General features: G+C 64.5%; 21 protein-coding genes. 8 read left to right on the top strand and 13 right to left on the bottom strand.

The window, feature by feature from the left end; all coding sequences use genetic code 11:
• Positions 1 to 3: 3 nt before the first annotated feature.
• Positions 4 to 2328, top strand: a complete 2325-nt coding sequence (gene pbpC / locus PO605_RS15145) for a penicillin-binding protein 1C (protein ID WP_442874717.1) — start codon at positions 4 to 6, stop codon at positions 2326 to 2328.
• 38 nt (positions 2329 to 2366) lie between these two features.
• Here pbpC and PO605_RS15150 read toward each other — a convergent pair whose 3' ends face one another.
• Together PO605_RS15150 and PO605_RS15155 are read right to left on the bottom strand one after the other, a co-directional pair.
• A complete protein-coding gene (locus PO605_RS15150) occupies positions 2367 to 3332 on the bottom strand; it encodes a bifunctional helix-turn-helix transcriptional regulator/GNAT family N-acetyltransferase (protein WP_047469248.1) in 966 nt (321 codons plus the stop codon).
• A gap of 155 nt (positions 3333 to 3487) precedes the next feature.
• Positions 3488 to 5146: an L-lactate permease gene (locus tag PO605_RS15155; protein WP_016447838.1), complete on the bottom strand. Its 1659-nt coding sequence runs from the start codon at positions 5144 to 5146 to the stop codon at positions 3488 to 3490.
• Between the two features lie 219 nt (positions 5147 to 5365).
• Here PO605_RS15155 and PO605_RS15160 point away from each other — a divergent pair, with 219 nt between their 5' ends.
• On the top strand, positions 5366 to 6541 hold the full coding sequence (locus PO605_RS15160) for an alpha-hydroxy acid oxidase (RefSeq protein ID WP_047469252.1): 1176 nt from the start codon (positions 5366 to 5368) through the stop codon (positions 6539 to 6541).
• Between the two features lie 64 nt (positions 6542 to 6605).
• On the opposite strand, the gene PO605_RS15165 is transcribed toward PO605_RS15160, so the two are convergent.
• Positions 6606 to 8306 (bottom strand): 2-isopropylmalate synthase, encoded by a 1701-nt coding sequence (locus PO605_RS15165; RefSeq protein WP_272206581.1) that lies wholly within the window; start codon positions 8304 to 8306, stop codon positions 6606 to 6608.
• A 296-nt stretch (positions 8307 to 8602) separates the two neighbouring features.
• Between PO605_RS15165 and PO605_RS15170 the strand changes: the two genes are divergently transcribed.
• Complete coding sequence (locus PO605_RS15170) at positions 8603 to 9460, top strand: AraC family transcriptional regulator (RefSeq protein ID WP_047469320.1); 858 nt, start codon at positions 8603 to 8605, stop codon at positions 9458 to 9460.
• 19 nt (positions 9461 to 9479) lie between these two features.
• Here PO605_RS15170 and PO605_RS15175 read toward each other — a convergent pair whose 3' ends face one another.
• On the bottom strand, positions 9480 to 10028 hold the full coding sequence (locus PO605_RS15175; RefSeq protein ID WP_016447834.1) for a DUF3455 domain-containing protein: 549 nt from the start codon (positions 10026 to 10028) through the stop codon (positions 9480 to 9482).
• 304 nt (positions 10029 to 10332) lie between these two features.
• Here PO605_RS15175 and PO605_RS15180 point away from each other — a divergent pair, with 304 nt between their 5' ends.
• The 5 genes from PO605_RS15180 (at position 10333) to PO605_RS15200 (ending at position 16060) form a co-directional block, all read left to right on the top strand.
• Positions 10333 to 10917, top strand: coding sequence for an RNA polymerase sigma factor (locus PO605_RS15180; protein ID WP_047469322.1), 585 nt, complete (start codon positions 10333 to 10335; stop codon positions 10915 to 10917).
• 37 nt (positions 10918 to 10954) lie between these two features.
• A complete protein-coding gene (locus PO605_RS15185) occupies positions 10955 to 11782 on the top strand; it encodes an anti-sigma factor (RefSeq protein ID WP_016451141.1) in 828 nt (275 codons plus the stop codon).
• A 232-nt stretch (positions 11783 to 12014) separates the two neighbouring features.
• Complete coding sequence (locus tag PO605_RS15190) at positions 12015 to 12953, top strand: DMT family transporter (RefSeq protein ID WP_047469329.1); 939 nt, start codon at positions 12015 to 12017, stop codon at positions 12951 to 12953.
• A gap of 42 nt (positions 12954 to 12995) precedes the next feature.
• The gene (locus tag PO605_RS15195) at positions 12996 to 14309 is read left to right on the top strand and encodes a Y-family DNA polymerase (protein WP_047469331.1); all 1314 of its coding nucleotides are present in this window, start codon (positions 12996 to 12998) and stop codon (positions 14307 to 14309) included.
• Positions 14310 to 14500: 191 nt separating this feature from the next.
• Positions 14501 to 16060 carry a methyl-accepting chemotaxis protein gene (locus PO605_RS15200; RefSeq protein ID WP_047469333.1) on the top strand — a complete coding sequence of 520 codons (1560 nt, stop codon included), beginning with the start codon at positions 14501 to 14503 and terminating at the stop codon, positions 16058 to 16060.
• A 132-nt stretch (positions 16061 to 16192) separates the two neighbouring features.
• Here PO605_RS15200 and PO605_RS15205 read toward each other — a convergent pair whose 3' ends face one another.
• The 9 genes from PO605_RS15205 to PO605_RS15245 are packed head-to-tail and all read right to left on the bottom strand — an operon-like array spanning position 16193 to position 25263.
• Positions 16193 to 17035, bottom strand: a complete 843-nt coding sequence (locus PO605_RS15205; protein WP_156135979.1) for a hypothetical protein — start codon at positions 17033 to 17035, stop codon at positions 16193 to 16195.
• Positions 17032 to 18015 (bottom strand): phosphatidate cytidylyltransferase, encoded by a 984-nt coding sequence (locus tag PO605_RS15210; protein ID WP_052195749.1) that lies wholly within the window; start codon positions 18013 to 18015, stop codon positions 17032 to 17034. Before PO605_RS15210 ends, PO605_RS15205 begins: the two co-directional genes overlap by 4 nt.
• Positions 18012 to 18605, bottom strand: a complete 594-nt coding sequence (locus PO605_RS15215; protein ID WP_052195750.1) for a lysophospholipid acyltransferase family protein — start codon at positions 18603 to 18605, stop codon at positions 18012 to 18014. The genes PO605_RS15210 and PO605_RS15215 overlap by 4 nt, the downstream gene beginning before the upstream one ends.
• A 1-nt stretch (position 18606) precedes the next feature.
• Entirely contained in the window at positions 18607 to 19353 is a 747-nt protein-coding gene (locus PO605_RS15220; protein ID WP_156135980.1) for a CDP-alcohol phosphatidyltransferase family protein, read from the bottom strand.
• Between the two features lie 37 nt (positions 19354 to 19390).
• Positions 19391 to 19939, bottom strand: a complete 549-nt coding sequence (locus PO605_RS15225; protein WP_231574350.1) for a hypothetical protein — start codon at positions 19937 to 19939, stop codon at positions 19391 to 19393.
• Positions 19897 to 20919, bottom strand: a complete 1023-nt coding sequence (locus PO605_RS15230; RefSeq protein WP_231574351.1) for a T6SS phospholipase effector Tle1-like catalytic domain-containing protein — start codon at positions 20917 to 20919, stop codon at positions 19897 to 19899. The genes PO605_RS15225 and PO605_RS15230 overlap by 43 nt, the downstream gene beginning before the upstream one ends.
• On the bottom strand, positions 20879 to 21172 hold the full coding sequence (locus tag PO605_RS15235) for an RHS repeat-associated core domain-containing protein (protein WP_080649843.1): 294 nt from the start codon (positions 21170 to 21172) through the stop codon (positions 20879 to 20881). Before PO605_RS15235 ends, PO605_RS15230 begins: the two co-directional genes overlap by 41 nt.
• A 27-nt stretch (positions 21173 to 21199) precedes the next feature.
• On the bottom strand, positions 21200 to 21748 hold the full coding sequence (locus tag PO605_RS15240; RefSeq protein ID WP_231574352.1) for a hypothetical protein: 549 nt from the start codon (positions 21746 to 21748) through the stop codon (positions 21200 to 21202).
• Positions 21706 to 25263 carry a phospholipase effector Tle1 domain-containing protein gene (locus PO605_RS15245; RefSeq protein WP_272206583.1) on the bottom strand — a complete coding sequence of 1186 codons (3558 nt, stop codon included), beginning with the start codon at positions 25261 to 25263 and terminating at the stop codon, positions 21706 to 21708. The genes PO605_RS15240 and PO605_RS15245 overlap by 43 nt, the downstream gene beginning before the upstream one ends.
• Positions 25264 to 25455: the final 192 nt, after the last annotated feature.

Consider the following 25455-nt stretch of genomic DNA (forward strand, 5'->3'; position numbering starts at 1 on the left):
TCCATGATCGAATCCCGGCGACCTTCTCCCTTCATGCGTCTTCCCCGCGCGGCCCTGGCGGCCGCGCTGCTGTTCGCGGCGGCCGGTGCCGCTCAGGCGCTGCCCAGCTTTTCCGAGGTCCGCGAAGGCCACCGCTCCTCCGAGACCGAACTGCTCTCGCGCGAGGGCGAGGTGCTGCAGCGCCAGCGCACCGACGCCAGCGTGCGCCGTGGCGACTGGGTGGCCCTGGCCGACATCTCGCCCGCGCTGCGCACGGCCCTGGTGCTCAGCGAGGACAAGCGCTTCTATGAGCACAGCGGCGTGGACTGGGCCGCCGTGTCCTCCGCCGCCTGGGGCAACCTCTGGAACCAGCGCACGCGCGGCGCCAGCACCATCACCATGCAGTTGGCGGGGCTGCTCGACGGTGACTGGCGCCAGGGCCCGGGCGGGCGCAGCGTGGTGCAGAAACTGGGCCAGACCGTGTCGGCCCAGGTGCTGGACCGGCGCTGGCGCAAGGACCAGATCCTGGAGGCCTACCTGAACCTGGTGCCCTTCCGGGGCGAGATCGTGGGCATCGATGCGCTGTCGCGCACCCTGTTCGGCAAGGCCGCGCACGGGCTGGACGCGCGCGAGGCCGCCATTGCCGCCGCCCTGGTGCGTGCCCCCAACGCCTCGCCCGAGCGCGTGGGCCGGCGCGCCTGCGGCGTGCTGCAGTCGCTGGCGCCCGAGGATGCGGCGGCGCGCGACTGCACGGCCATGGAACTGCTCACCGCCAGCGTGCTGCTGCGCCGGCAATGGGCGGCCAGCGAAGGCCAGGCCCCCCACCTGGCGCGCCGCCTGCTGGCCGAGCCGCAGTCCAAAGGCCAGGCGCGCGTGCGATCCACGCTGAGCGCGCCCGTGCAGCGCTTTGCCGTGCAAAGCCTGCAGCAGCAGTTGCGCGAGCTGCAGGGCCGCAACGTGGAGGACGGCGCCATCGTCGTGCTGGACAACGCCACGGGCGAGGTGCTGGCCTGGGTGGGCTCGTCGGGCGAATTGAGCCAGGCGGCCGAGGTGGATGGCGTCACGGCCATGCGCCAGCCCGGCTCCACGCTCAAGCCCTTTCTCTACGCCCAGGCCATTGCCGAGCGGCGGCTGACGGCGGCCTCGCTGATCGAGGATTCATCGGCCCACATTCCCACGCAGAACGGGCTCTACATCCCGCAGAACTACGACCGGCGCTTCAAGGGCTGGGTCTCGGCGCGCACGGCGCTGGCGTCGTCGCTCAACGTGCCGGCTGTGCGCACCCTGGTCATGGTCACGCCCGATGCCTTCTTCTCGCAACTGCAGCGCCTGGGCCTGCCGCTGCGCGAAAGCGGCGGCTACCACGGCTTCAGCCTGGCGCTGGGCAGTGCCGAGGTGCCGCTGCTGCAGCTCACCAACGCCTACCGCGCCCTGGCCAACGGCGGGCAGCTGACGCCCGTGCGCTGGGCGGCGCAGCCCCCGGGTGCCGGGACCGCAGCGCAAAAGCCGGCTGCGCCCGTGCAGGCCATCGACGCACGCGCGGCCTTCATCGTGGGCGACATCCTGTCCGATCCCATGGCGCGCGCGCCCACCTTCGGCACGGACAGCGTGCTGGCCACGCGCTTCTGGTCGGCCGTCAAGACCGGCACCAGCAAGGACATGCGCGACAACTGGGCCGTGGGCTGGTCGCAGCGCTACACCGTGGGCGTGTGGGTGGGCAATGCGCGCGGCGAGGCCATGCACTCGGTCAGCGGCACCAGCGGCGCGGCACCTGTCTGGGCCGCCGTGATGGGCTTCCTGCATGCCCGCACACCCAGCCGCGCGCCCAAGGCGCCGGCGGGCGTGCTGCAGCAGGCCGTGCGCTTCGGCCCCGATGCGTCGGGCCTGCCGCTGGAGAGCGCGCGCAGCGAATGGTTCGTGGCAGGCACGCAGCAGAGCCTGTTCGCCATGGCGGGCAGCGGCCTGCCTGCCGCATCCGCATCAACACGCGGGACTTCGGCCGCCTCGCCCGTGCGCATTGCGCGCCCGGCCAACGGCACCATCCTCGCGCTGGACCCCGACATTCCGCCAGACCGCCAGCGCGTGCAGCTGTCGGCCCGCCCCGCAGGCACGGCCGCCACGCAGGAATGGCAGGACGCCAGCCTGCGCTGGCGCATGGTCAGTGCTGCCGCGCCCGGCGCGGCCGAGCCGCCGCCCAAGGAGATCGGCCGGGGTGCTGCCGCCGCCTGGATGCCCTGGCCCGGCCGCCACCGGCTGGAACTGGTCGATGCCAAGGGGCAGGTGCTGGACAGCGTGCAGGTGGAGGTGCGCGGCGCCGGCGTGGTGGCTTCGCGCGCGGGCGGGCGCTGAACGCCGCAGTGCGGCCACAGGGCAGCCTCAGGGCAGCATCAGGGCCGAGCCCGCACGAAGCGCTGCTCGGTCACGGTCTCGCCCCATTGCTGGCCCGGCCATTCCTCGGCCAGGGTGAAGCCTGACGATTCGTAGAGCCGGCGTGCCGCATCCAGGCCGCTGAACGTCCACAGCTGGGTGGCCTCGAAGGCCTGCTGGTCGCAGAACGCCAGGGCCTGCTGCAGCAGCTGGCGCCCCGTGCCGGCGCCGCGCAGGCCGTCGTCCAGGATGAACCAGCGCAGGTGCGCCTGGCGGTCCTCGGGGTGCTTGGCCAGGTCCTCGCCATCGATGGCCACGGAGCCCACGACGCGGTCGCCGTCCAGCGCCGTCCACAGCTGGTTGCAGGGTTTGTCCAGCCGGCTAGCGAACTCGGCCAGGCCGCTGGCCACGCGGCTTTCGAAGAAGACGCCGAAACCTGCGTGGCGTGCATAGAAGCGCGCATGCATTTCCACGATGCGGCCGATGCAGCCGGGCCGGTATCCGGGCAGGACCTGTATCTGCGCGGGTGCGGGCAGGGGCTCCTCCTGCCGATGCGCCTGCAGTGCCTGAGCGTAGAGGGCCAGCCCGCGCGACACCGCCTGTTGTTGCGGCGGCTGCATGCGGTCCAGCGCGGCCGTCACCTGCTGGCGCCCGAAGGCCTCGATGGCGGCCAGCGTGCGCCGGCCCTTGGCGGTGAGGGCCAGCCGCTTGACGCGGCCGTCCTCGCCATCGGCGGTTTCCTTCAGCTCGCCGGCCTCCACCAGCTTGCGCACCATGCGGCTGACGCTGGATTTCTCCAGCCCCAGCGCCTGGGCCAGCTGCGAGGCCGCCATGGACCCCTGCGCGCCGATCTCCAGGATGGCGTGCACGGCCGAGGGCGGATAGTCCGTGGCCGCCAGCGTGGCCTGCATGAAGCCCAGCTCGCGCACCATCAGGCGCGAGGCGGCGCGGATGTCGTCCACCAGGGAAAGATCGTGCTGCGGCATGGGTGCTCCTTGGGGCCGTGCAGGGTTTGAATATGGTTGCATGGTACAACCATAAATGCCGCTGCGCATCTGTTGATGCAGCGATGCATACCCCAGGCGCAAAAAAGCCGCCCGGCGCATGCGGGCGGCTGGGGCCTGGCGCAGATGCGCAAGGCTCAATTGACCATCAGGCGGAACGGCCAGACATAGGCCTGCAGCGTCACGAAGATGCCCATCAGGCAGGCCAGGGCGACGGAGTGGAAGAACACGTAGCGCAGGATGTCGCCCTCATGGTTGAACCAGCGCGTGGCGGTGGAGGCGACGACGATGGACTGCGCATCGATCATCTTGCCCATCACGCCACCCGAGCTGTTGGCCGCGCCCATGAGGTTGGGCGACAGGCCCAGCTGCTCGGCCGCCACCTTCTGCATGCCGCCGAACAGCACGTTCGATGCCGTGTCCGAACCCGTGAGCGCCACGCCCAGCCAGCCCATCAGCGTGCCGAAGAAGGGGTAGAACACGCCGGTGTTGGCGAAGGCCAGGCCCAGCGTGGTGTCGGTGCCCGAGTAGCGCGTCAGCGTGCCCAGCGCCAGCATCAGCACGATGGTGATGAGCGAATAACGCACCAGCCAGAGGGTGCGCACGAACTGGCTGACCAGTTGCACGGGGTTGTACTTCATGACCAGGCCGCCCACGATGGCCGACAGCAGGATGCCCGTGCCCGTGGCCGACAGCAGGTTCAGCGTGTAGATGGCGCCTTCCTTGGTGGGCTGGCGCACCACGGGCGGCACCTTCTCGACCATGTTGTGCAGGCCTTCCATGGGAAAGGCCGGTGCGAACAGGCCATTGAGCGCCGCCTTGACCGAGGGCAGGCCCCAGATGAAGACGAAGACCGTGAGGATGGCCCAGGGCGTCCAGGCGCGGATCACGTCGGCGCGCGGGTGCTGGGTCACGGCGCGGGGCGCCTGGGCCTCGCCGCCGCTGCTCTCATGGCCCTTGAGCGAGGTCGAGCGCCAGATGGTCCTGGGCTGCCATATGCGCAGGAAGCCGACCGTGCAGACCATGGAGACGATGGCCGCGATGATGTCCACCAGCTCGGGTCCGATGAAGTTGGACACCAGGTACTGCGGAATGGCGAAGGACACGCCGGTCACCAAAATGATGGGCCAGATCTCCATCATGGCCTTGCGCCCGGCAAAGGCCCAGATCAGCCAGAACGGCACCAGCACCGAGAAGAACGGCAGCTGGCGGCCGACCATGGCCGTGACCTCCATCAGGTCGTAGCCATGGACCTTGGCCAGCGTGATCACCGGCGTGCCCAGCGCGCCGAAGGCCACGGGCGCGGTATTGGCGATCAGCGACAGGCCCGAGGCGGCCAGCGGCGAAAAGCCCAGGCCGATGAGGATGGCCGCCGTCACGGCCACGGGCGTGCCGAAGCCGGCCGCGCCCTCGAAGAAGGCGCCGAAGGCGAAGGCGATCAGCAGCAGCTGGATGCGCCTGTCCTCGGTGATGCCGGCAATGGAGTCCTGCAGGATCTTGAAGCTGCCGTTCTTCTCGGTCAGCTGGTGCAGGAAGATGATGTTCAGAACGATCCAGCCGATGGGCAGCAGCCCGGTGAAGCCGCCGAACAGCGCCGCGCGCCCGGCCATGCCGGCCGGCATGTTGTAGACGAAGACCGCGATCACCAGCGCGGCAACCAGCCCGGCGCCGGCCGCCAGATGGGCCTTCATGTGCAAAAAGCCCAGTCCCACCAGCATGACCACGACCGGAATGGCCGCAAGCAGTGTGGACAGCCACATGTTGGAAAGAGGGTCGTAGACCTGTTGCCAAACCATAGGAGCTTCTCCTGAAGAGTTTTTAGGATGTTGTGCGGGGCGGATCGTTACTCCCATGGCGGTTTGGCGCACTAGCGTTAGCCCTGGGTTGGGCTGCGAGAGAGAAAATTTCAATCGGCGCACAAATCACTTCAAACCCGAACGGGTGGCCGGAGCCCGCGCACGGCACTACCATGCTCGGCAGTCCCGCGGCATGCGGGTTCCAGAAAGCCAGAAAACGTGTCCACCGACCTTTCCAAAATCACCTGCATCGAAGACCTGCGCGTCGTGGCCCAGCGCCGCGTGCCGCGCATGTTCTATGACTACGCCGATTCGGGTTCCTACACCCAGGGCACCTACCGCGCCAACGAGGACGACTTCCACCGGATCAAGCTGCGCCAGCGCGTGGCCGTGAACATGGAGGGGTGCAGCACGCGCACCACCATGATCGGCGAGCAGGTCGCCATGCCCGTGGCCATCGCGCCCACGGGCCTGACCGGCATGCAGCATGCCGACGGCGAGATCCTGGGCGCGCGCGCGGCCAAGGCCTTCGGCATTCCGTTCACGCTGTCCACCATGAGCATCTGCTCCATCGAGGACATTGCCGAGCACACGGGCCGCCATCCGTTCTGGTTCCAGCTCTATGTGATGCGCGACCGCCGGTTCATGGAGCGCCTGATCGAGCGTGCCCGCGCGGCCAACTGCTCGGCCCTGGTGCTGACGCTGGACCTGCAGATCCTGGGCCAGCGCCACAAGGACATCAAGAACGGCCTGTCCACGCCACCGAAGCCCACGCTGCGCAACCTGGCCAACCTGGCGACCAAACCGCACTGGTGCCTGGGCATGCTGGGCACCAAGCGCCGCACCTTCGGCAACATCGTCGGACATGTGGATGGCGTGGCCGACATGAGTTCGCTGTCGTCGTGGACCGCCAGCCAGTTCGATCCCAGCCTGAACTGGGGCGACGTGGAGCGCATCAAGAAGCTCTGGGGCGGCAAGCTCATCCTCAAGGGCATCATGGACGCCGAGGACGCGCGCCTGGCGGCCGACAGCGGCGCCGACGCGCTCGTCGTCAGCAACCACGGCGGGCGCCAGCTCGACGGCGCACCCTCGTCCATCGAGGCGCTGCCGGGCATTGCCGAGGCGGCGGGCAAGGACATCGAGGTCTGGATGGACGGCGGCATCCGCAGCGGGCAGGACGTGCTCAAGGCGCGTGCCCTGGGCGCCCAGGGCACCATGATCGGCCGCAGCTTCCTCTACGGCCTGGGTGCCTACGGCGAGCATGGCGTGACGCGCGCCCTGCAGATCATCCAGAAGGAGCTGGAGACCACCATGGCCTTCTGCGGGCACACGCAGATCGATACCGTGGACCGCAGCATCCTGCTGCCCGGAACCTATCCGGGCGCCGTGCGCTGAACCGGCAAAAGCTGCACGAGAAAAGGACCGCCTCGGCGGTCCTTTTTTCCTTTCAGGCTGCGCCTCAGGCTTGGGCAGGTACGCGCCGGCTTTCCGGCTGCGCCGCCACCAGCCGGCCCGCCGCATGCAGTACGGCCAGGATGGACGCGGTCACGATGTTGGCATGGCGCCCCGCGCCGAAGCGCGTGCCCGCCACGCCGGGCAGGGCGGCCTCGACGATGGCCAGCGCCGTGGCGCCGGCGCCCTGGCCCAGGCTGCGCTCCTCGTAGTGGTCTATGCGCAGCGCCACGCCCAGGTGCTGGCCGATGGCAGCGGCCACGGCGTCGATGGGACCGCTGCCCTCGCCATGCAGCTGCATTCGAAGCCCGTCCGTCCGCACCACTTCCAGCGCAATGCCCTGGCCCTTGGCGCTGTCGAACAGATGGTGGCTGTGGTAGCGCCAGGGATGCTGCCGGGGTGCGAGGTAGGTGGACTCGAACAGCTCCCACAGGTCTTCACTGGCCAGCTCGGCCTCGCTGGCGTCGGCCTGGCGCTGCACCACGGCGCTGAATTCCACCTGCATGCGCCGGGGCATGGTCACGCCATGGTCGCGCTGCAGCAGGAAGGCGATGCCGCCCTTGCCCGACTGGCTGTTGACGCGCACGATGCTGTCGTAGGTGCGGCCCAGGTCCTGCGGGTCGATGGGCAGGTAGGGGACGCGCCAGGGCGCATCGGGCCGTTGCGCCGCAAAGCCCTTGGCGATGGCGTCCTGGTGCGAGCCCGAGAACGCCGTGAACACCAGGTCGCCCACATAGGGGTGGCGCGGGTGGATGGGCAGGGCCGTGCATTCCTCCGCAATGCGCGCCACGGCCGCGATGTCCGAGAAGTCCAGACCCGGCGCGATGCCCTGCGTGTACAGGTTGAGCGCCAGCGTCACCACATCGAGGTTGCCGCTGCGCTCGCCATTGCCGAACAGGCAGCCTTCCACGCGCTGGGCGCCGGCCAGCAGCGCCTGCTCGGCGCAGGCCACGCCCGTGCCCCGGTCGTTGTGCGGGTGCACGGACAGCACGATGTGCTCGCGCCGCTCCAGGCGGCGGTGCATCCACTCGATCTGGTCGGCGAAGACATTGGCCGTGCTCACCTCCACCGTGGTCGGCAGGTTGATGATCATGGGCCGCCCGGGGCCTGCATCCCAGGCGCGGATGGCCGCGTTGCACACGGCCAGCGATACCTCCAGCTCGGCCATGCAGAAGGTCTCGGGCGAGTACTGCAGCACCCATTCGGTCTCGGGGTGGGCATCGGTCAGTTCGCGCAGCAGGGCGATGTGCCGCTCCACCATGGCGATGATCTCGGGCACCTGCATGCCGAAGACGATCTCGCGCCAGGCCGGTGCCACGGCGTTGTAGAAGTGCACGATGGCGCGCCGCGCGCCGGCCACGCTGTCCACAGTGGCGCGGATCAGGTCCTCGCGCAGCTGGGTGATGACCATGGGCGTCACATCGGCGGGGATCAGCCCTTCGTCGATCAGGTGGCGCACGATGGCGTAGTCGGTCTGCGAGGCAGAGGGAAAGCCCACCTCGATCTCCTTGAAGCCTATGCGCACCAGCTCGTGGAACAGGCGCAGCTTGCGCTCGCGGTTCATGGGCTCGAACAGGGCCTGGTTGCCGTCGCGCAGGTCGGTGGACAGCCACACGGGCGCCTGGCTCAGCTGGCGCGAAGGCCATTGGCGGTCGGGCAGGTCGACGGCGGGGAAGGGAAGGTATCTGGACGCGGGATTCTTCAGCATGCGGGCCTCGCAGGAAACGCTGGGTATGCAGCCACCGGATCGGCCGGCAGCCCCGCTCTCCTGGCTTCCCGGTGTGGGGAAGCTGCGCCAGGCCGGGATCAGGGAGAGTCGGTGCGAAATGCGGCGCCTGCGCAGGCGCCCGGACCCCGGCCATGGGCCAGGGATGGTAGGGAGGGCGAGGGCAGGCGGTGCATGGTGCGATGGCGGTGAATCACAGGGAACGGGTGCCAGTTTGCGGGCAGGGCATTTGTCTGTCTTTATAGAATTTCTCATTTTCTCCATGGATCTGGACAAACATGCGCACTGCCGCCGACCTTCCCGCCGTGCCCTGTGGCCATGCCGGCCTGCCTGAGCTGCAGGCTGCCGCGCCCTTGCCCGTCACGGGCGTGGCCGGTGACTATCCGGCCGGGATGGAAGTGCAGGAGCACTCCCACGAATGCTGCCAACTGCTCTATGCCGTGCAGGGCGTGCTGGAGGTGCGCGCGCGCAGCGGGCGCTGGGTGGTGCCGCCCACGCGCGGCGTCTGGCTGTGCTCGGGCGTGCCGCACAGCCTGCGCATGCGTGGTGCCGTGCAGGTGCGCAGCCTGTTCGTGGATGCCCAGGCGGCGCAGGGGCTGCCGGTGGCGGACTGCGTGATCGAGGTCTCGCCGCTATTGCGCGAGCTGATCAGCGAGGTCGCGCGCTGGCCGGCGGCGCCGCAGCGCGGACAGGATGAAACGAGAGACCGGCTGGTCGTCGAACTGCTGCTGCAGGAATTGCGCCAGCCGCCTGTCGTGCCATTTCACCTGCCCTGGCCGCAGGATGCGCGCATGGCGGCTGTCTGCCGCGCGCTGGCCGAAGGCGGCCAGGCCGTGGGCCAGGGCGGTGAACGGGCTGAAAACCTGGCCGCCACGGCCGCCGACTGGGCCGCACGGCTGGCCATGGGCGAGAAGACTTTCCACCGCCATTTCCTGCAGGCCACCGGCCTGAGTTTCGGCCGCTGGCGGCAGCGCGCGCGGCTGCTGTCGTCCATGCAGGCCCTGCTGGCCGGCCGGCCCATCGTGCAGGTGGCGCTGGAGGCCGGCTATGAAAGCCACAGCGCCTATTCGCTGGCCTTCAGGCGCCAGTTCGGCATGCCGCCCTCGGCCTTCGGGGCAGGGGGCGGGCAGCCGTAGCGGCACCGGTGGCGGCGGATCAGGAAGCCTTCCAGATGATGTAGTCGGCCTGGTACTGCACCACCTGCTTTTGGCCCAGCGTGGAGCTGTTGCAGGCCATGGCCGGCGCCACGCCGCCGCGCGTGGCCACGCGCTGGATATAGGTCACGCCCTGCATGGCGCCCATGCCGGTGGCAGGTTCGGCCTTGACCAGTTGCAGGGGGATGTTGCCTGCGCTGGACGGAGCCACCGCGACCTGGGTGGCCGTGACCTTGGAGCCGTCCTGGTGCGCCCAGGTGGCGGGCGGGCCGAAGTAGCGGCCGATGACGCGGCCCTGGCGGTCCGTCAGGCGGGCATCGGGGCCGACGAAGGCCCACTCCTGCTCCATCGCCTGATCCTTCTTGGCGCGGCACTCGTAGGTGATCTGGCCGATGCCGACGGTTTCCATGGCGACCTTGTGGCCTGCGGGCACCTGCACGGCGGCCGGCAGGCCGGACTGGGAATAGCTCTTGCTCATGTCCATGGAGGAGCAGGCGCCAAGCGTCAGTGCGGCCATGGTGGCCAGGCCGAGGGGGAGGATGTAGCTCATGAGGTTCTCCAGGTCGAGGGGTTGAGGGATGTCGCCTTGGACCGCTGTCCGGGGCGCGACACACGGAATACGCAGCATGGGTGAGGTTGGATTCACCTGGGTGCAAAAAAAATTTATCCGCATCCGGTTCGCAATGTGCTGCGTATTGACCAGTGAGAGCCGGCGCAGGCCGGCAGACCGGTACCAGACCCCCTGCAGGCCACCGATATGACCCCTGCAGCCGATTGAAGGACACGACAAGCCCCCCGGGGCGGCAACGCAACAGTGCGGGCCACGGGGCCGCCCGCTCGCCCACAATGCGTGCATGGGCACCACACCAACCGACCAAGAGCTGATGGACCTTCTGGACCGCATCGCAGCGCAGGACGAGCCCGCGCTCCGCAGCCTGTACGAGGCCACCTCGTCCCGGCTGTACGGGCTTGCGCTGCGCATCCTGCGGCACAAGGACTGGGCCGAAGACGTGCTGCAGGACAGCTACCTGCACATCTGGCGCAGCGCCTCGGGCTACCGGGGCTCGCTGAGCCCGCCGCTGGCCTGGATGGGCCTGGTGGTGCGCAGCAGGGCGCTGGACTTCCTGCGCCGGCGCCGCGCCGAACGCCTGCACCTGAACGAGGAGTTCGATGAGGCGCAACTGGCGGCCCAAGGCGGCGGGAGCGATGAAAGCCAGGGCCCGCTGCAACTGGCCGAGGCCAGCGAGCAGGCGGTGGCGCTGTACCAGTGCCTGGAGCGGCTGGAAGGCCGCCAGCGCGAGGTGGTCAGCCTGGCCTACCTGCGTGACCTCAGCCACGGCGAACTGGCCGGCCAGCTGCAGTTGCCGCTGGGCACGGTCAAAACCTGGATCCGGCGCGGCCTGGAGCAGTTGCGCCGCTGCCTCTCGCGCCATGCGTGATGCAGATGACATGCTCTGAGCGGCCCAAGGATTTGCCATGAATATTTCCCGACACCCCGAACTGCTGGACCGGCTGGCCGCCGCATACGCCCTGGGCACGCTGCGCGGTGCGGCACGCCGCCGCTTCGAGCAACTGGCCCGTGACCAGGCCCCGGTGCGCGCCGCCGCCCTGCTGTGGCAGGGCCGCTGGTCGGCCCTGTCCGAAATGCAGGCTCCCGTGCGCCCCGACGATGCGGTCTGGGTCCGCATCGACAACCTGCTGCAGGCCGAAAAGGCCCGCGCCGCCCAGCCGCACCGGCGGCGCGCCGTTGATGGGCAAGGCCTGGACGAACGCGCGAAATCCGGCGTGGGCCGTGCCCTGGCCTGGTGGCGCGGCGCGGCCCTGCTGGGCGCCTGCGCCACCGTGGCGGCCGTGGCCGTGGGGCTGTGGTCGCACCAGGACCTGCGCCAAAGCGGTGAGCGCCAGCTGGCCGTGCTGCGCAACCAGCTGCAGGCCGCCCAGGTCGCGCTGCAGGCAACGCCCCAGATCCAGTACGTGGCCGTGCTGGCCGACGACAAGGCCGATGCCTCCATGCTCGTGACCTTCGACCCCGGCAAGAACAGCCTGGTGCTGCAGCGCGTGGGCGACTTCCACGAGGCCGCAGACAAATCGCTGCAGTTGTGGGCCCTGCCGCCCCAGGGCGGCCCGCAATCGCTGGGCGTGCTGGGACGCGACAAGCTCGTGAAGCTGACTGCAGCGGCCGCCGAAGTCCAGGGCGTGCCTGCCCTGGCCATCAGCCTGGAGCCCAAGGGCGGCGTGCCCAGCCAGACCGGGCCCACGGGACCGGTGCTGTTCAAGGGCGCGCTGATCCGGCGCGACCTGTAGCGCGCCGCGCAGGCCCGCTCGCCATTGGCGACGGCCGTGCTGCTGCACAACGCAGCCTGCTTGCCCTGGCCAGAGCGGGGCGCGCGTGCAGCGTTGGCTGGCCGGCCTCTGTTTCGCTGCCGGGCGCGGCAGCCTTCTCCAAGTGCGTGCGCCTGGTGCCCGACCGGCGGCTATGCTGGCCGGCACTCAGTCGCCCGCGCCATGCCGGCGGTGCCTTCCCTTTTTTGCCGACATGCTTTCTTCCCTCCAAGACCTGACCTGGCTGTGGGTGCCCGTGGTGCTGTTCGCCGCAGCCGCCCAGACTGTGCGCAATACGGCCCAGCGCTCGCTGACCTCCGAACTCGGCACCCTGCCGGCCACCCTGGTGCGCTTTCTCTACGGCCTGCCGTTTGCCGGCATCTACCTGCTGGCGCTGTACCTGGGAGGGGACGGGGCCTGGGCGCTGCCCCGGTTCTCCTGGGCCTACCTGGGCTGGATCGCGCTGGGCGCCTTCTTCCAGGTAGCGGCCACGGCGGCCTTGCTGCTGGCCATGAAGGAGCGCAACTTCGCCGTGGCCGTCACCCTGTCCAAGACCGAGGTGCTGCAGGTCGCCCTGTTCGCAGGCCTCTTCCTGCACGAGCTGCCCACGGCCGTGGCCCTGCTGGCCATGGCGCTGGCCACCTTGGGCGTGCTCATCCTGTCGCTGCCGCCGCGCGGCCAGATGCTGTCGCTGTCGGCCTGGGCCAGCCGCTCGGCGCTCTACGGCCTGGCCTGTGGCGCCTGCTTTGCCATCGCCACCGTGGGCTACCGGGGCGGCGCGGTGGAACTGGCGCGGCTGGGCGAGATATCTCCCTGGCTGTCGGGCGCCTGGGGCGTGCTGATTGCCCAGCTCATGCAGACCCTGGGCCTGGGCGCCTGGATTGCGCGCACCCACGCGCAGGGCCTGCGCCCCATCTTCCGCGCCTGGCGCGTGTCGCTGCTGGCCGGCGGCATGGGCGCGGCCGCCTCGCTGGCCTGGTTCACCGCCTACGCCCTGCAAGGCGCCGCGCCCGTGCGCACGCTGGGCATGGTCGAGGTGGTGTTCAGCTACATCGTCTCGCGCCGCGTGCTCAGCGAAAGCCTGAGCCGCCAGGAGAAGATCGGCATGGGCCTGATGGTTCTGGGACTGGTCCTCATCTGCCTGCAGGGATGAATGGTCCAGGGCCTGTGGGAACAAGCCCTGCAGGCTGTATGAATGCACAGTTGCCGCAATAATGGCGGCGTGCCTGAAACGACACCCACGACACCCGCAAGCCCTGCCGATGCTGCGCCTGCGCGCCGCATCGCCCACCTGGACATGGACGCCTTCTATGCCTCGGTGGAGCTGCTGCGCTATCCGCAGCTCAAGGGGCTGCCCGTGGTCATCGGCGGCGGGCGCCGCGCGCATGACGAGGCGCTGGATACGCGCTACGCCGGGCGGCTGCACGAGATTCCGGTGGACGAGTTCTCACGCCTCAAGGACTACGTCGGCCGGGGCGTGATCACCACGGCCACCTACCCGGCGCGGCAGTTCGGCGTGGGCTCGGCCATGGGCATGATGAAGGCCGCGCGCCTGTGCCCGCAGGCCATCATGCTGCCCGTGGACTTTGCCGAGGTGCGGCGCTTCTCGCGCATGTTCAAGGAGATCATCGTCTCCATCGCCCCGCTGATGGAGGACCGCGGCGTGGACGAGGTCTACATCGACTTCACCGACGTGCCTGGCGGCCAGCGCGAAGGCGGGCGCGTGCTGGCTCGGCTGATCCAGAAAACCATCACCGACGCCACGGGCCTGACCTGCTCCATCGGCGTGGCCCCCAACAAGCTGCTGGCCAAGATGGCCAGCGAATTCAACAAGCCCAACGGCATCTCCATCGTCCAGCCCGAGGACCTGCAGACCGTCATCTGGCCGCTGGCCTGCCGCAAGATCAATGGCATAGGCCCCAAGGCCGACGCCAAGCTGCAGGCGCTGGGCATACGGACCATCGGCGAGCTGGCCGCGCAAAGCCTGCCCCAGCTCGTGCAATGGTTTGGCCGCGCCTACGGCAACTGGCTGCATGGTGCCTCCTGGGGCCGTGACGACCGGCCCGTGGTCACGCACAGCGAGCCCGTCTCCATGAGCCGCGAGACCACCTTCGAGCGCGACCTGCACGCCGTACGCGACCGGGCCGAACTGAGCGCCATCTTCACCGACCTGTGCGAACGCCTGGCCCAGGACCTGCAGCGCAAGGGCTACATGGGCCGCACCGTCGGCATCAAGTTGCGCTACGACGACTTCAAGACCGCCACGCGCGACCACACGCTGGAGCTGCCCATGGCCGATGCCGCCACCCTGCGCCGCGCCGCAGGCCAATGCCTCAAGCGCGTGCCCCTGGCCAAGCGGCTGCGCCTGCTGGGCGTGCGCGTGGGCAACCTCGTTCGCACGGCCGACTGGAACGCCACCGCCCACGACCCGCTGGCGCGCGAGCAACTGCTCAGGGGACCGGCCCAGCCCGCGCCGGACAGCGATCCCTTTACACCTCAACTGTTCTGAATCATCACCACAAATCTGGCGCACACGCTGTAAAACCATGCACCAGTTCCGAGCATGGGACTGAGGTTGCCGTGCTGTGAGATGATTTGGAAATGTGAATTTGTGTTTCCGTTTGATGGATTCCGGTGGCTTCAGTGCGCTTCGCCTTGCCATTTCACAAGAACAAGAGACATCCCAAAGGAGTGGTACCCATGCGCGTGAATTTGCCCGTCAGCCAGCTCAACTACGACTTTCCGGGCGATGAGCTGCTGGTATCCGTCACCAACACCAAGGGCGAGATCACCCATTGCAACCCTGCCTTCGTGCGGGTCAGCGGCTATACCTACGAGGAGTTGATCGACCAGCCGCACAACCTCATCCGTCATCCGGACATGCCGGCCGCCGCCTTCAAGGACATGTGGCGCACCATCGCCCACGGCTACCCGTGGACTGCCCTGGTCAAGAACCGGCGCAAGAACGGCGACCACTACTGGGTGCGCGCCAACGTCACCCCCATCATGGAAGGCGGCAGGCCGCGCGGCTACCTGTCGGTGCGAACCAAGCCCCGGCCGGACGAGATCGAGGCTGCCGAAGCCCTCTATGCCCGCATGCGCGCCGAAGCCGATGCCGGCCAGGAAACCCTGCGACTGCGTGGCGGCGAGCTGCGCCGCCTGGGCCTGGCAGGCCTGTGGGACCGCCGCAGCGACCTGGGCCTGACGGCCCGCATGGCGCTGATGCTGGGCAGCGTCGGCCTGGCCGCCATGCTGCCCGACCTGCTGGGCTGGCAGGGCGCCGCCGCCTGGGGCGCACGCCTGGCGGCCCTGCTGGCCGGTGGCGGCTTTGTGCTGTGGCGCTTCCAGCAGCGCTGCGTGGCGGGCCTGGAGCAGGCCAGCGGCTTTGCCGCCGACATTGCCAGCTGCCAGCTGGGCACCAACATGCAGCACGACTACAGCGGCCCCATGGGCGCCCTGATGCAGCGGCTGCAGCAGATCCAGATCAACCTGCGCGCCGTGGTCGGCGACGTGCGCACCGAAATGCGCGGCTTTGCCACGACGGCCCACGAGATCGCCCAGGGCAGCTTCGACCTCGCGCAGCGCACAGAATCCCAGGCCACCAGCCTGCAGCAGACGGCGGCCTCGATGGAAGAGATATCGGGCACCGTCGCGCAGACCGCCGACACGGCCCAGCTCATGGCCCATGAAAGCGACCAGAGCCGCCAGGTCGCAGGCAAGAGCGGCGCCGCCATCCAGGAAGTGGGCGCTGCCATGGAGCACATCCGCGGCTCCTCGCGCCGCATGGGCGAGATCATTGGCGTGATCGAAAGCATTGCCTTCCAGACCAACCTGCTGGCCCTGAATGCCGCCGTCGAAGCAGCCCGCGCAGGCGAGCAGGGCCGTGGCTTTGCCGTCGTGGCCGGCGAAGTGCGGGCCCTCGCCCAGCGCAGCGCCTCGGCCGCCAAGGAAATCAGCGGCCTCATCAACCGCACCGTGGACGGCATTAACGATGGCAACGCCCGCATGGACGCCGCAGGCCGCACCATCGACGGCATGGTCGACGCCGTGGGCCGCGTCAGCGACCTGGTCCACCAGATCAGCATCGCCACGCGCGAACAATCCGTAGGCATCGCCCAGGTCAACGACGCCGTGGCCCAGCTCGACTCCGTCACCCAGCAAAACGCCGCCCTGGTCGAACAATCGGCCGGCGCGGCGGGCTCGCTGCGCGCCAGCGCCCAATCGCTGGAGCGGTCGCTGGAGGTGTTTACGTTGCGGTGAGGGGAAGGGTCGGTAGGACGGTGCCGGCTTGAGGCAGGCCACGGTCAAGGCTGTGGCGGTTGCATGTAGGCCTTGAAATGTTTTGTGGTTTCGAAAGCCAGGGCGCCCGCATTGAATGATGCTTTTTTGAGTCTATCGGCAATTAATTCCGTTACTTGTGAATGTGATATTTAATTTTTCACCTGATGGAGTGAATTTAATTTTCTGATCTGCAACGTCCAAGGTGAATTCTTGATTTTTTTGGTCTACCGGGATAGTTATTGTCTTATCGAAGCCTTTGGCAAAAACTCTTAGTTGCTCTGGAATAACGGGCAAGCTACCTCTTACTTCAAGTGGAATAAATAGTTCGGATGGCCAACCAATGACGATTCTCTTTTGTAAATTTGATTTGTTTTTGTCGATATATTCAAATTCATAGTATTTCTGTGTAATGTCTAATATGTGTGGTGAATGATCGAGTATTCGCTTTAAATCATATTTATCCCAAGGGATAATGATAAGTGTCAATGGGTCTATGCTGGGTATGAACACTCTTGCTGGATAAAAATATCTATCAGTGCCAATAAATGTCTTTTTGGTGAAAATCCATTTTTCTTTTGGTATGGCTTGAGCCAGCAGCTTGTCTGCGTCTTTGAATATTTTTTCAATGTCATACATCTGGCTTGAGGATGACATTCCGTTAGGACAGTTTTCTTTTGAAAAATATGCTGAATCGCCATAACCTCCAGACTTGCACCAATGACATTGGTTGATCTTATGCTGCGCTTCTACAAGCTGGCCCTTTGCGTAGGGTGGGTCTTTGAATCCGTCATAAGGTCTCCAGATTCCACAGCCGGAAACCAGCGCAGAAAAAAATATCGCGATAACATAGGAAATCGATTTTTGGGAAAAAATATTTCTCATAATTGATGTGTGATTTTTGAAGTGAGTATAAAAATTAAGAAGATATATGGATCGATGGTCTGTCGAATTCATGCATAGGCATATCGCACAACATGAAAGAACACAGGCGCAGAGAAGACCACGGAGTCCAGGCGATCCAGCATGCCCCCATGGCCTTGAATCATCTCGCCCCAATCTTTCGCCTCCAGGCTGCGCTTGACGGCTGACAGGGCCAGACCTCCCAGAAAACCGCACAGCACGATCAATAGTGAGAGCAGTCCTGATTCAACCGGTGTGAAGGGCGTGATCCACCATAAGCCCATTCCCACCAATGCCGCGCTCAGGCCACCTCCTATCAGGCCTTCCACGGTTTTCGACGGGCTGACCTGGGGGGCGAGCAGATGCTTGCCAAAGAGCTTGCCAAACACATATTGCAGGACATCGCTCAACTGCACGACCAGCAGCAGATAAAGCAGCAGCATCAGGCTCTGGCCTTCGTAACCAGGGATCTGCAAGAGCATCAGCGCCGGAGCATGGCTCAGGCAATACACCGTGAGCATCAGGCCCCATTGGACCTTGGCACTGCGCGCCAGAAAATCCGTGGTATCGCCTGACAGTGCAGACACCGCAGGCAGCAGCAAAAAGGCATAGACAGGAATGCAGATGGAGAACAGGCCATACCAGTCCGTGCCGATCAGCCAATACTGCAACGGGATCGCTACATAAAAGCAAAGACACAAGGCAAGATGGTCTCCGTGCCGCGTCGGCGTCAGCGAGATGAATTCGCGCAGCGCAAAAAACGAGAGCATTCCGTATAGCGCCAGCGTGACGGGTTTGCCCAGCAAGAAGCTGATGACCAGAATCGCGACCATCAGCCACCAAGACCGTATGCGTGCGTTGAGGTTCTGGACCACTGGCCCGGGGCGGTAAAGCGACAAGGCCGCGCCTGTGGCGCTGGCCACGGAAAGCAGCCCCAGCAGGGAAACGAAGATCCACCAGAAGCTGTCGGGCACACGTGCGTTGGTGGCGGCCACCAACGAGGCGGGAAGGTAGTCCTGGAATGGAGTGCTCATGCCATGCTCTCCACTGCGGCGCGGGCGCGTTCCAGAAAATCCAGCCGGCTCTCGCCAGGCTGCAGTTCAACGGGTGGCCCGAACCGTGCGGTGCAGATCAGCGGCAGAGGCACCACACTGCCTTTGGGCAGGCAGCGGCGCGCATTGTCCAGATAGACGGCAATGAACTCCACTTGAGGAAAACGTCGGGCCAGGTGGTAGAGGCCGGACTTGAATGGCTGGGGCATGGTCTCCTGATGGCGCGTGCCTTCGGGAAAGAGGATCAGTGAATCACCACGCTCCAGTGCCTCATACAGCGGCTGCAACGGATCTTGCTCGGGTTGGGCGCGGTGGCGGTCTATCAGCACGGCATTGAAGCCGCGCAAGGCCAGCAGGCTGTGCAATCCACGTCCCCAGTAGTCCCGGGCGGCTACCGGCCGGGTACGGGCGCGCAAATGGCGTGGCAGTGCTGCCCATAGTGCCACCGTGTCCAGATGGCTGGCGTGATTGGCAAAGTAGACGCGTTGGCGCGACTGTGGGCTTGAGCCCTGCCAGCGCGGATACGCGCCAATGAAAATCCGTGCCGATGCGGCAAGCAGGTGCGGCAGCATTTCAGTCCCCTTTCAACAGCCTGGCGATCGCCTGGGTGCGGGCCACACAGGTCAAGAGCGCTCCGAGTGCTATGCCCCAGGCTGCAGTGCCCAGAATGAGGCTAGCAACTTCGTGGCCCAGCAGGCCCAGGCCTGCGGCCAAAAGGCAGGCCGCTGTCAGCACCGCCATGCGATGCTGCTTGGCCATCGGGCCGCGAAAATCCTGGTCCAGGCCCAGGCTGGTGCCCGTTACCCGCACATAGGCGGTCAATGCAGCCAGCAGGGCGCCCAACCACCCCAGCCAGGACTGCCCAGCCGCAGTGCCCAGGCCCAGCAGCAGCAGCGAATCCGCTATCCGGTCTGGAAACTCGTTGTAGAGCGTGCCGGTCGGGGTCTGCTTGCCCCCTTCCACGGCCACCATGCCATCCAGCAGATTGCACAGCAGGCGCAATTGCACACAGGCTGCGCAGCCAAGCCACCCTATGGGCGTCGGCAACCACACCAGCATGGCAGCGCCTGCTCCTGCAAACAGAACACTGGACACAGAGATCTGGTTGGGCGTGATCGCACACCGCGCCAGCGCCGAACTCAGCACTCGCGCCCAGCCATGTCCTCGTGCGGCGATGGGGCGACGGTGCATGGTTGGCGGCTCTGCTGCAGTCTCGGGCATACCGTTGTCCGAACTGGTTTGGGCATGGCTGGTGCTTGCCTGTCTTATGAGATCTGCATCCATCTCGTTGTGGATGGACTGAAGTTTCTTTTTCTGCATATTTCCCTCACTGAATGTTCTGTGGAGTTGCTTTTGATTAACGCCATTTATATGGCTCTGCGGTAATTTCTACCTTGTCATCTATAAATATGACAATCATTTTTAACTGAGTGTTCTCCCGGTCCGCTTGGACTTTTTCTATGAGTTCTGGAGTCAGAATAGGGGTGAGGTCTATGCGTTGTATATATGTGGAATTGGTAGGCCAAAGTTTATCGAAGATATCATTATTTTCTTTGGAGTCTTTTTCCCGATATGGTGTATTTTTTGACCAGTTTGTAAATTCCTGGCTATATGAAATCCACTCTGCCTCTACGGATTTCGGCACTCCGCCTTTAATATCTCCTGACATGAAGCTCATAATTGCTCCCTCTGTATTGCTGGGGCCTAAATAGCCAGGTATTGGCCCTCGTTTTCCATCAAAATCAAATCTTCTGGCTACCAGCGGGCGAGAGCCTTTGTTATAAAATTTCAGCGATAAGCCGAAGCCTGGTTTCCGATGCGCACAACCAATCAGAGAGGAAGCGATTGTTGAACAGAAATAGACTATTGCAGTGCGACGGTCAGTCCATAGTTTTCTTTGAGCCATTGGGCGTACTCCTTCATGTTGACGTCACCGGTAATGCGTGAAGATCCATCTGAATCCATTCCCGGCCTGGTTCTGTATATGATGAATTTTTGGCTTTCCTCAGAACTCATGCCACCAGGACTGAGCTTTTTTCTGGGAACACAGTCTTTTGCTCTTCCATTGTTATCTCTTATGCAAAAGGCACTGTCGTCAGGGGGGTCAGAATAGATGTAGCTTTTATCGTGGAGAACTGGCTCTGTTACTTTGCCCCATTGCTCAAATTTCAATTCCTTCCATGATGTCATCGTCAAGCCAGTTTTCTTGGCCTGCTCAGTGATCCAGTTCAACGCCACATTCGATAAATCTCCAGTCCCAAAACTGCCACCAATATCCGCATGGCTTCCTATGAATCCGAGTTGGATACCTCGGGTTATGCCCTCTCCTGGGAACAGGTAGCGATGCTCATTGAGTGCTACTGCGTGGAAAACATGCCGCACTTCAGAAGGAATGGCCAGTTGCCATTGATCATTGAGACGTCCATTTGCGCCAAATTGCGCCACTGTGTCCCACAATCCCAAAAAATTTAGCTCCATGCATTCGGATTTTTCTTTCCAATGCTGTTCTTTGATGCGGGTGGCAAACCGGTTCGCAAAATCCCGGCCCATGGCTGCACCACGGCTGAAACCCACGATATCGATGCTGACCTTTTTGCCGTCTGCAAACGTATGTTCCTCCATGAATTTGTCCAGATTTTTCAGCATATGGTCTACGCGCGCACGTGCGGTACTGGCGACCATGTGGTCATTCCATGGTGCTGTGATTTTGCTTTCGTCGTCATAGCGGCCCACGCCGTTCATGTACCATGATTTTCCATTGATATTTTGGTCATACGCTAAATAGAACTTATAGACATTGGAAAAAGTATCATTATCTTGTGGCGGATTGGAGTTATTAGTCCCATCAAACGCAAACAGAATCAACCCCTCCGGATCGATCCACATACCGCAGCGGATTGCCCCGCACATAGCCATAAGGATTAGGCCCATCCGGCGTGCCTAGCGGATCGGGCGTGAGGTATTGGCCCCGGTCCGGGTCGTAGTAGCGGTGCAGGTTGTAGTGCAGCCCGGTTTCGGCGTCGTGGTACTGGCCCGGCAGGCGCTGTCCGATACCTTTGCCAGTACCTGCTGCTGCCCAAGATGCGTTGCTCTGGGCGCCACGTCCTGCTGGTCCAGGGTACGCCAGCCTGCCTCTCATATGCGGAATTGCTCCGAATGCAGAAATTCATCGCCACTTATAAGGTTCAGCGGTGATTTCCACCTTGTCATCTCGAAATATGACAATCATCTTTAACTGAGTGTTCTCCCGGTCTGCTTGGACTTTTGCGATGAGCTCTGGGGTCAGAGTGGGAGTCAGGTCTACGCGCTGTACGTAATGGGGGTTGGCGGCCCAAAGTTTTCTATAGATTTCACGATTTTCTTTTGAATATCTTTCATTGTCTTGAGTATTGTTTGACCAAGCTAGAAACTCCTCGCTATGAAGAACCCACTCTGCCTCTACGAATTTCGGAACTCCACTTTTAATGTCTCCTGGCATGAGTCCCATATTTTTGCTGTTCGTTAAGCTTGGACCAAGATAGCCCGGTATTGGTCCTCTTTTTCCATCAAGATCAAATCTCCTGGTTGCTAGCGGGTGAGAGCCTTTATTGTAAAATTCCAGTGATAAACCGATGCCTGGCTCCCGATGTGCACAACCAATCAGAGAGGATGAAATTGCTGTGCAACAATAACTTATTGCAGTGCGACGGTCAGTCCGTAATTTTCTTTCAGCCATTTGACGTACTCCTTCATGTTGATATCTCCGGTAATGCGTGAAGATCCGTCCAAATCCATTCCCGGTCTGGTTCTATATATGATAAATTTTTGACTCTCCTCCGCACTCATGCCGCCAGGACTGAACTTTTTTCTAGGGACACAATTTTTTTCTTTTGCATTGTTGTCTCTTATGCAAAAGGCACTGTCGTCAGGTGGGTCAGAATAGATGTAGCTTTTGTCGTGGAGAACTGGCTCTGTGATCCTTCCCCAAGTCTCATTGCCAGATTCATCCCATTTTTTCATTTTCAAACCGCTTTCCTTTGCCTTCTCAGCGATCCAATTCAACGCCACATTCGATAAATCCCCAGTCCCAAAGCTGCCACCAATATCCGCATGGCTGCCTATGAATCCGAGTTGAGTGCCTCGGTTTATGTCCTCTCCGGGGAATAGATATCTGTGTTCATTGAGTGCTACTGCATGAAAAACATGCTGCACTTCCGAAGGAATGGCTAGTTGCCATTGTTCGTTGAGGCGCCCATTTGCGCCGAACTGCGCCACCGTATCCCACAGCCCCAGAAACCGAAGCTCCATACATGCGGACTTATCTTTCCAATGCTGTTTTTTGATACGGGTGGCAACCTTGTTTGCAAAGTCCCGGCCCATGGCTGCGCCACGGCTGAAACCAATGATGTCGATACTGACCTTTTTGCCTTCTGCAAACGTATGCTCTTCCATGAATTTATCCAGATTTTTCAGCATATGGTCTACGCGCGCACGTGCTGTACTGGCTACCATGTGGTCATTCCATGGTGCTGTAATTTTGCTTTCGTCGTCATAGCGGCCAACGCCATTCATGTACCACGATTTTCCATTGATATTTTGGTCATACGCTAAATAGAATTTATAGACGTTGGACCAAGTATCCTTATCTGGCGGTGGATTGGAATTATTGGTCCCATCAAACGCAAAAAGAATCAGCCCTTCCGGATCCACATACCGCAGCGGATTGCCCCGCACATAGCTGTAGGGATTGGGTCCATCCGGCATGCCCAACGGATCGGGTGTGAGGTATTGGCCCCGGTCCGGGTCGTAGTAGCGGTGCAGGTTGTAGTGCAGCCCGGTTTCGGCATCGTGGTACTGGCCCGGCAGGCGCAGCGGCATTTCAAAGCCCGGGGCTGAAGGTTGGGACATCACCTGCTGCCGGCCAAACGCCGTGTAGCGGGCGCGCCAGATCAACTGGCCCTGCGTGTCGGTGGCCGCTTCCACGGCGCCCAGGTGGTTGGTGTGCAGCCAGGCCAGGCGTTCGCCGCCGCCCACCCAGCGGCCCGCGATGGTGCCCAGGTCCTGCACGATGCGCCCCAGCGTGCCGGCGCCATCCGCAGGCTTGCGGCCTTGGGGCGTGTCGATGACGGCCAGGGGCCACTGGCCCAGGTGGATGTACTGGCGCGTGATGCGGCCCTGGGCATCGAGTTCGGCGCTGAGTTGGCCGGATTCGTAGAGGTACGCCCGGCTGCCTCCTTGGGCCTTGCCGGTGTGTTTGGCAATGCGCTCGCCCCGGTGGTTGTAGCGGTAGCGGGCCAGCGGGGCGCCCTGTTCGCTGACCTGTTCCAGCCGTCCCAATGCGTCCCAGCGGTAGCTGCGCGGGCCTGCCTGCAGGGGCTGGCCGTTGGCGTTGTACTGGGTGCGCTGGGTGGTTGTGTCTTTCTGGTCCGCTGCACGCTCGGCACTCCAGCGGTGGCTGCCTGGCAGGTAGGCGATGGCCCGCGTGCCCGCCTGCAGATCGCCGGAGGCCACGTTCTGCTGGTCCAGGGTGCGCCTGCCGGCCTCGTCATAGTGGTAGCGGCTGGAGCGCAGTTCCTGGCCAGTGCGCTGGACCTGGACGATCAGGCGGTCGTGCATGTCGTAGGCATGGCTGTCCTGGTGCAAAGTCTGCGGGGCTTGGCTGTAGTGGTCCTGGCGCAGCAGCAGGTTGCCTTGGCTGTCCCACAGGTAGCGCATGTCCAGCAGGGCTTGGGGCTCGGTGGGCTGGCCCAGGGCTCCGGGCTGGTCGGGCGCCGGTTCGGCTGTCGTTTGCGCGGCAGTTGCTGCAGTGGCCTGTGCCTTGGCTTGCATGGGCTCGGCCGCATGGGCCGGGGTCAGGCCTAGCAGTTGCTCTGCAATGTCCGCGGGCCGGGCGCCCAGCATCCAGTCATGGGATGTGCCAGAGGCAGTGCGTGTGTTGTTCTTGCCGGTCTGGCGGTAGACGATGCGCGCCAGCAGACCTTCGCGGCTGCGCTGATAGCGGGCCTCGATGCCGTTGCCTGCCTGCCAGCTGCGCAGTCCCACCAGGTCGCGCTCGAATCCGGTGGCAATGGTTTGCGCCGGGCTGAGCCAGCGCAGCCAGGGAGTGCGCACGCGCTGCCGCTGCAGGCCGGTGATCTGGCCATGGCCGTCGCGCAGGTAGTGCAGCCAGCTGCCGTCGGGAAGGCTGGCGGCGGAGAGTCTGCCGTGGCTGTCGTATTCGTAGTGGAGGGTGTGGTGCTGGCTGCTCTCCCCGCTTTCACCGTTTGCACCGCTTTCTTCATGGCGGGTGATGCGCTTGCGCACGCGCAGGCCCCTGTCGTTGTATTCGTAGGCCTCGCTTTGCTCGGGATGCTCCAGCGCCACCAGCCTGGGGCCCTGGTAGCGCCAGCGGGTGGTGGTGGTGCGTGGCCGCGCGCCATCTTGCGGCAGTTGCGTGATGGTCTGGCGCAGGATGCGGCCGCGCAGGTCGTATTCGTAGCGCGCCTGCTGGCCCAGGGCGTCGCGGCCCGAGACCAACCGGTCGGTGGCGTCGTAGCCGCGAATGCTCAGGCCGCTGTCGGGGCTGAGGGTGGCGACGCTGCGGCCGAAGTCGTCGTAGAACTGGCGTGCCTGCGGTGCAGTTTCAGTGCCGGCCTTGTCTGCGGCGGATGGCGGCTGCTCTGGCGCGCCGGGCTGGTAGGTCTGCACCTGGGCCATGAGGCGGCTGCCGTCATCGGCGCGGCCACCGTAGCGACCGGACTGCAGCAGGCGGCTTTCCGTGTCGTAGCGGTGCTGTGTGAAGCTGCCTCGGACATCGGCGCTCCACAGCAGGCGGCCCAGGGCGTCATGGTGCTGGCGGGTCTGGGCCGCATAGGCGGCATTGCCCGTCTTGTCCCCGTTGCCGGGCCAGCCGCCGGTGCCGGTTTCCGTGAGGTGGCCCAGCGCGTCGTAGCGCCAGCTTTGCTCTTGCAGCACGCTGGCGTCGGGGGCCAGGCTGCGCATGGCCACCAGTCGGGCCTGGGCGTCGTGGCGCAGTTCGGTGCGCCAGCCCGTTTCGTCCTCCTTGGCCGAGGGATCCCGGCTGTGCATCTGGATGATGCGCCCGGCCTTGTCATGCTCCAGCGCCACGGCGGTGCCATCGGGCTGCAGCACGCGCGTGACGTGGCTGCCGCTGCGGTCCCAGCGCAGCCGCGTGAGGTCGTTCTGCGCCGGGCTTCCGTCGTCATAGCCTGCCAGCGAGGTGGGCAGCGGCCCGTCGATGTCCACCAGCACGCTGCGGCCGTTGATCTCGGTGTAGCGGTAGCGCGTGCTGCGCTCGATGGGCGTGGCGCCGTCCGCATTGCCTGCGGGCTGGCCCTGGGCATCCAATGGGCTGAAGCCCGTCTCGGTGATCTGCAGCGGCTGGCGGCTGCTGTTGTAGCGGATGCGGATCTGGTGTTCGCGCCCGGGCACGACGCTGGGCCG

It is taken from the genome of Delftia sp. DT-2, assembly GCF_028401915.1.
Classification (GTDB): Bacteria; Pseudomonadota; Gammaproteobacteria; order Burkholderiales; family Burkholderiaceae_C; genus Comamonas; species Comamonas tsuruhatensis.